The sequence below is a fragment of the Mycobacterium sp. genome, from assembly GCF_035653355.1.
In the GTDB taxonomy this organism is placed as follows: domain Bacteria; phylum Actinomycetota; class Actinomycetes; order Mycobacteriales; family Mycobacteriaceae; genus Mycobacterium.
Genome location: NZ_DASRBZ010000501.1, coordinates 1 through 5257 on the forward strand (window position 1 = coordinate 1; position 5257 = coordinate 5257).

7 protein-coding genes and 1 pseudogene are annotated in these 5257 nt (G+C 66.1%); 2 read left to right on the forward strand and 6 right to left on the reverse strand.

The genetic code is table 11. From position 1 onward, the window contains the following. Positions 1 to 174 (forward strand): annotated as a pseudogene (locus VFA16_RS17225) (hypothetical protein); the annotation flags it as partial. Next, positions 171 to 527 carry a DUF3817 domain-containing protein gene (locus VFA16_RS17230; protein ID WP_324968982.1) on the forward strand — a complete coding sequence of 119 codons (357 nt, stop codon included), beginning with the start codon at positions 171 to 173 and terminating at the stop codon, positions 525 to 527. The pseudogene VFA16_RS17225 and the gene VFA16_RS17230, both read left to right, overlap by 4 nt. Positions 528 to 591: 64 nt before the next feature. On the opposite strand, the gene rdgB is transcribed toward VFA16_RS17230, so the two are convergent. The 6 genes from rdgB to VFA16_RS17260 form a co-directional block, all read right to left on the reverse strand. After that, entirely contained in the window at positions 592 to 1191 is a 600-nt protein-coding gene (gene rdgB, locus VFA16_RS17235) for an RdgB/HAM1 family non-canonical purine NTP pyrophosphatase (protein ID WP_324968988.1), read from the reverse strand. Continuing rightward, the gene (rph, locus tag VFA16_RS17240; RefSeq protein WP_324968983.1) at positions 1188 to 1967 is read right to left on the reverse strand and encodes a ribonuclease PH; all 780 of its coding nucleotides are present in this window, start codon (positions 1965 to 1967) and stop codon (positions 1188 to 1190) included. Before rph ends, rdgB begins: the two co-directional genes overlap by 4 nt. Before the next feature lie 22 nt (positions 1968 to 1989). Beyond that, positions 1990 to 2763: a cyclic nucleotide-degrading phosphodiesterase gene (locus VFA16_RS17245; protein WP_324968984.1), complete on the reverse strand. Its 774-nt coding sequence runs from the start codon at positions 2761 to 2763 to the stop codon at positions 1990 to 1992. Between the two features lie 73 nt (positions 2764 to 2836). Then, a complete protein-coding gene (gene murI, locus VFA16_RS17250) occupies positions 2837 to 3655 on the reverse strand; it encodes a glutamate racemase (RefSeq protein WP_324968985.1) in 819 nt (272 codons plus the stop codon). Beyond that, positions 3652 to 4317 (reverse strand): rhomboid family intramembrane serine protease, encoded by a 666-nt coding sequence (locus VFA16_RS17255; protein ID WP_324968986.1) that lies wholly within the window; start codon positions 4315 to 4317, stop codon positions 3652 to 3654. The genes murI and VFA16_RS17255 overlap by 4 nt, the downstream gene beginning before the upstream one ends. A gap of 49 nt (positions 4318 to 4366) precedes the next feature. Continuing rightward, the coding region (locus VFA16_RS17260) for a cysteine synthase (RefSeq protein WP_324968987.1) at positions 4367 to 5257 on the reverse strand (891 nt) is incomplete at its 5' end.

The following is a 5257-nucleotide window of genomic DNA, read 5'->3' on the forward strand; positions in this document are numbered from 1 at the left end:
CCACCTGAGCCGCGCAAAAACGCCGCTCTGACAGAGATACCGCCTGGGATACTCCCCGAGCGCCCGCAACCCGCACCGCCGCCGGCCGATGATCCCGCGTTGCAGGAGTACAACGCCTACCTCGCCGAACTGGCGAAATCAGACCAGCAAAGACAGAAGAGGACGAGCGCATGACCACGCCGGAGACACCCGAAACCCGACACGCCCCGCCGGCCGTGCCCGTCGAAAAGATCCGCACGGCGCTACTGGGCTACCGCGTCATGGCCTGGACGACTGGTATCTGGCTGATCGCACTGTGCTACGAGATCGTCTCGCACCTCGTCTTCCACCACGAAATCCGGTGGATCGAAGTGGTGCACGGCTGGGTGTACTTCACCTACGTCTTGGCCGCATTCAACCTTGCGGTGAAGGTCCATTGGCCGATCGCGAAGACCATCGGCGTGCTGCTGTCGGGCACCATCCCGCTGCTGGGCATCATCGTCGAGCACTTCCAAACCCGAAGCGTCAAGGCGCAGTTCAGCCTGTAGCTCCGAACGTGACGGTGTTGTCACGTTCATCGACGAACGTGACACCACCGTCACGTTGGGTGCCTCAGCATCCCAGAGCACGCAAAGCGGGCAGCAGCAACGCCAGCGCACGGCCCCGATGCGACACCGCATCTTTCTCCGACGGGCTGAGCTCCGCCGCGGTGCGGGCAGATCCCTCGGGAATGAACACTGGGTCGTAGCCAAAGCCGCCGTCGCCACGCGGCTCGCGCGCGATCGTGCCCGGCCACTCACCACGCACCACAACTTCGCCCGAGCCGGCCACCAGCGCGCACGCCGACACGAACCTCGCGCCACGCCGCTCGTCGGGCACGTCGCGCAGTTGCGCCAACAACAGCGCGGTGTTGGCGGCGTCGTCGCCATGGACACCGGCCCAGCGTGCCGACAACACCCCCGGCATGCTGTTCAATGCGTCGACTTCTAACCCGGAATCATCTGCGACACAAGACAACCCAGTCGCTAAGAACCCGTCGCGCGCCTTTGCCAGGGCATTGTCTTCGAACGTCGCACCGGTTTCCGGAGTCTCGTCGAACGGCGGCACATCGTCGAGCGAGACCAACGTCAACGAGACGGCGGCCGCGTCCAGCACCCGGCGCAGTTCAGCCAACTTCTTGCGGTTGCGGCTGGCGACCAGTAGTCGGGTCAGGTTCCGAACGCCTTCTGCGGCGCCGGTCCTTCGGGCAGCACACCCGGATACGGCGACGCCAGCGCTTCCCGCTGCGCAGCGAACAGCTTGTCGCAGGCGGCCAATGCGGCGTCAAGCAGCTTGTCCAGCGTCGAGCGCGGAAATGTCGCGCCCTCGCCGGTGCCCTGCACTTCGACCAGAGTTCCGGTGTCCGTGGCCACGACGTTCATGTCGACCTCGGCGCGCGCATCTTCCTCGTACGGCAGGTCCACGCGGATACGGCCGTCCACCACGCCGACGCTGACCGCGGCGATCGCGCACGACAGCGGGCGCGGGTCGGAGAGCATGCCCGCCGCCGACAGGTAGGTCACCGCATCGGCCAGCGCAACATAGGCGCCGGTGATAGCCGCGGTGCGGGTGCCCCCGTCGGCCTGCAGCACGTCGCAGTCGACCGCGATGGTGTTCTCCCCCAATGCCGCCAGGTCGATGCACGCCCGCAGGGAACGCCCCACGAGCCGGCTGATTTCCTGAGTGCGTCCGCTGAGCCGGCCCTTCACCGATTCCCGATCGCCGCGAGTATGGGTGGCCGCCGGCAGCATCGCGTATTCGGCTGTGAGCCAACCCAATCCGGTTCCCTTGCGCCAGCGCGGTACGCCTTCGATGACGCTCGCGGTGCACATGACCTTGGTGTGGCCGAATTCGACTAATACCGAACCGGCCGGGTGTGAGGTGAACCCGCGGGTGATGACCACTGGGCGCAGCTCGTGGTCGAGGCGACCGTCTTCTCGTGTGGACACCCGTCAACCCTAATGGGTGGATTCAGGAGTGCGTGATCTCGAAGGTCTCACCGCACACCACCGCGTGCACGGGACCGTGGAACTCGGCTTTGGCCTCGCTGATCACGTCCTCGCGCGAGGTCCACGGCGGGATGTGCGTGAGCAGCAGTTCTCGCACACCGGCTTCGGTAGCCACCCGCCCGGCTTCGGTGCCCGACATGTGCAGATTGCGCGGCCGCTTCGGCGAATGCGTCCATGACGCTTCGCACAGAAAGACATCGGCATCGCGCGCCAGCTCCACAAGGGCGTCGCAGCAGCCGGTGTCGCCGCTGTAGACGAATGTCGCCCCGTCGGGGTCGGTGAACCGCAAGCCGTACGACTCGGTCGGGTGCGCCACCACTCGCGGCAGCACCGTCAATGCGCCCACTTTCACTGGCTCACCGTCAACCCAGTGACGGATATCGAAGATGTCCGAGAAGTCGTCGATCTCGCCGCCGTATGGCGACGATGCCGCGCCCAGGCGCGCCCAGGTGTCGCTCGGGCCGTACATCAACGCTTTATCCTCCGGGGGCGTCGGGTGGTAGCGACGCCACACGAACAGCCCAGGCAAGTCCAGACAATGGTCGGCATGCAGATGCGACAGCAGCACATGCACCGATGCTGGATCGGTTTGGTGCTGCAGCGCACCCAGCACTCCCCCACCGAAGTCGATGACCAGCGGTGGAGTATCTGGCGCCCGTAACAAGTAACCCGATGCCGGCGAATCTGGACCCACCACACTGCCAGAGCAGCCGAGCACGGTCATTCGCACGGTCACTACTGTGCCATGCCCGATAGCCTGTTGGCGAAAACATCGTCGCTTTGGTATGGGATGGGTATCATCGCTCGACCTAGCGGGCGGGCGAGTGGCGATGAATAGGTTGCACGGTGGTGATCGCCGGCCCCAGAAATCGCGCCGCCAAGCTGGTGAACGCCTCCGGGTCGCCGGTGGCTTCGAACACTCGGGTCGCGGGTGGCGCCTCATGAGGGCGCAGCAGATTCTGCTCGGTGAGGACCCGCACCAATTCCTTCGCGGTTTCTTCTGCGCTGGAAACCAGCGTGACGTGTTGGCCCATCGCCAACTGGATCAGCCCGGACAGCAAGGGGTAGTGCGTACACCCCAGCACCAAGGTGTCGACCCCGGCCCGTTGCAGCGGCTCGAGATAGCCTTCCGCCAGCCCGAGCACTTGGCGGCCGCTGGTGATGCCGCGCTCGACAAAGTCGACGAATCGCGGGCACGCCACGGCGGTGATCTCGGTATCACGGGCGGCGGCAAACGCGTCTTGGTAGGCGTGCGAGGCGATGGTCGCGCGCGTGCCGATGACCCCGATGCGGCCGTTGCGGGTGGTGGCCACTGCGCGTCGCACCGCCGGCAAGATCACCTCGACGACGGGCACGTCGTAGCGTTCGCGGGCATCGCGCAGGCAGGCCGAGGACGCCGAGTTACAAGCGATCACCAGCGCCTTGACGCCGCGGTCGACGAGGTCGTCGCCGATGGCCAGCGCATGCGCGCGGATCTCCGGGATGCTCAGCGGACCGTAGGGCCCGTTGGCGGTATCGCCGACGTAGATGATGTCCTCGTCGGGCAGTTGGTCGATGATCGCCCGCGCGACGGTGAGCCCGCCGACGCCGGAGTCGAAGACCCCGACCGGCGCCAATGCTGTGCTCACCGGTGCACCAGGCCGGCTCTGCGCTGAGCGCGCGCCTTGCGTTCTGGACCGGAAAGTACATAGGCGGCCAGCACGCCGGCGATGCCGCCGCACAGGTGCGCCTGCCAGGACACGCCGCCGCACATGTTGAGTACCGGCACGGCCCCCCACAGGATGCCGCCGTAGAAGAACAGCACCAAGATTCCGAGGAAGATCTGCCACCCGCTGCGGATGAAGAATCCGAACACCAGCAAAAAGGTGAGCCACCCGAAGATCAGGCCGGAGGCGCCGATGTGGTCGGTCTCCCCGCACGCCGACCCGACGTTGCCGATCAGCCAGGTACCGAAGCCGCCGATGGTCCAGATGATGGCGGTGGCCCAGACGAAGCGGGCCAGCCCGGCCAGCGTCACCAGAAAACCGAGCACCAGCGCCGGTCCGGTGTTGGCTATCAGATGCTGCCAATTGGCATGCAACAGCGGCGCGAAAACGATGCCCCATAACCCGTCGGTCTCTAGCGGGCGGATGCCGTTGCGATCCAGATTGTGGCCACTGAGCTGGTCGATCAACTCCGCGAGGTAGAGCAGCGCAACGAAGCTGATGATGGTGGCCGCCCCGACCCTCCACCGAGGAGCGCTCTTGCGTTGCGGCTGGCGCGCCGCGGGATATCGACTCGGCCCAGTCATTTGCGCCACTCCTTGATCCCGGCTGCGCCGGCATCATCGTCATGGCGCATCATGCCCAAAGCTGTCCTTCCAGCGCGTCCTCAGCCTCGTCGAGAGTACCGGTGTAGGCACCGGTCGACAGGTACTTCCATCCCGCGTCGGCGACCACGAACGCGACGTCGGCACGCTCGCCGGCGGCCTGTGCCTTCGCCGCGACGCCGAGCGCGGCGTGTAGCACCGCGCCGGTGGAGATGCCGGCGAAGATGCCTTCGGCGTCGATCAACTCTCGTGTGCGGCGTACCGCATCAACGGAGCCGACCGAGTAGCGGGTGGTCAACACATCGGGGTCGTAGAGCTCGGGCACGAAGCCCTCGTCGATATTGCGCAGCGCGTAGACACCCTCGCCATAGCGGGGCTCGGCGGCGACGATCCTCACGTCGGGCACATGCTCGCGCAGATACCGGCCGGTGCCCATCAGCGTGCCCGTCGTGCCCAGGCCGGCGACGAAGTGGGTGATCTCGGGCAGGTCAGCAAGGAGCTCCGGACCGGTGCCGTAGTAGTGCGAGTCGGTGTTGGCCGGATTTCCGTATTGGTAGAGCATCACCCACGACGGGTTGGCAGCAGCAAGTTCTTTGGCCTTGGCCACCGCGGTGTTGGATCCGCCTTCGGCCGGCGAGAAGATGATCTGCGCACCGTAGAGCTCAAGCAGCTGACGCCGCTCAACCGACGTGTTCTCCGGCATCACGCAGATCAACCGGTAGCCCTTGAGCCGGGCTGCCATCGCCAACGAGATTCCGGTGTTGCCGCTGGTGGGCTCGAGGATCGTGGCACCCGGCGATAGCAGTCCGTCGGCCTCGGCCTGCTCGATCATCCGCAGCGCCGGCCGGTCCTTGATCGACCCGGTTGGGTTGCGGTCTTCGAGTTTGGCCCACAACCGCACATGCGGCTCGTCATCCCATCG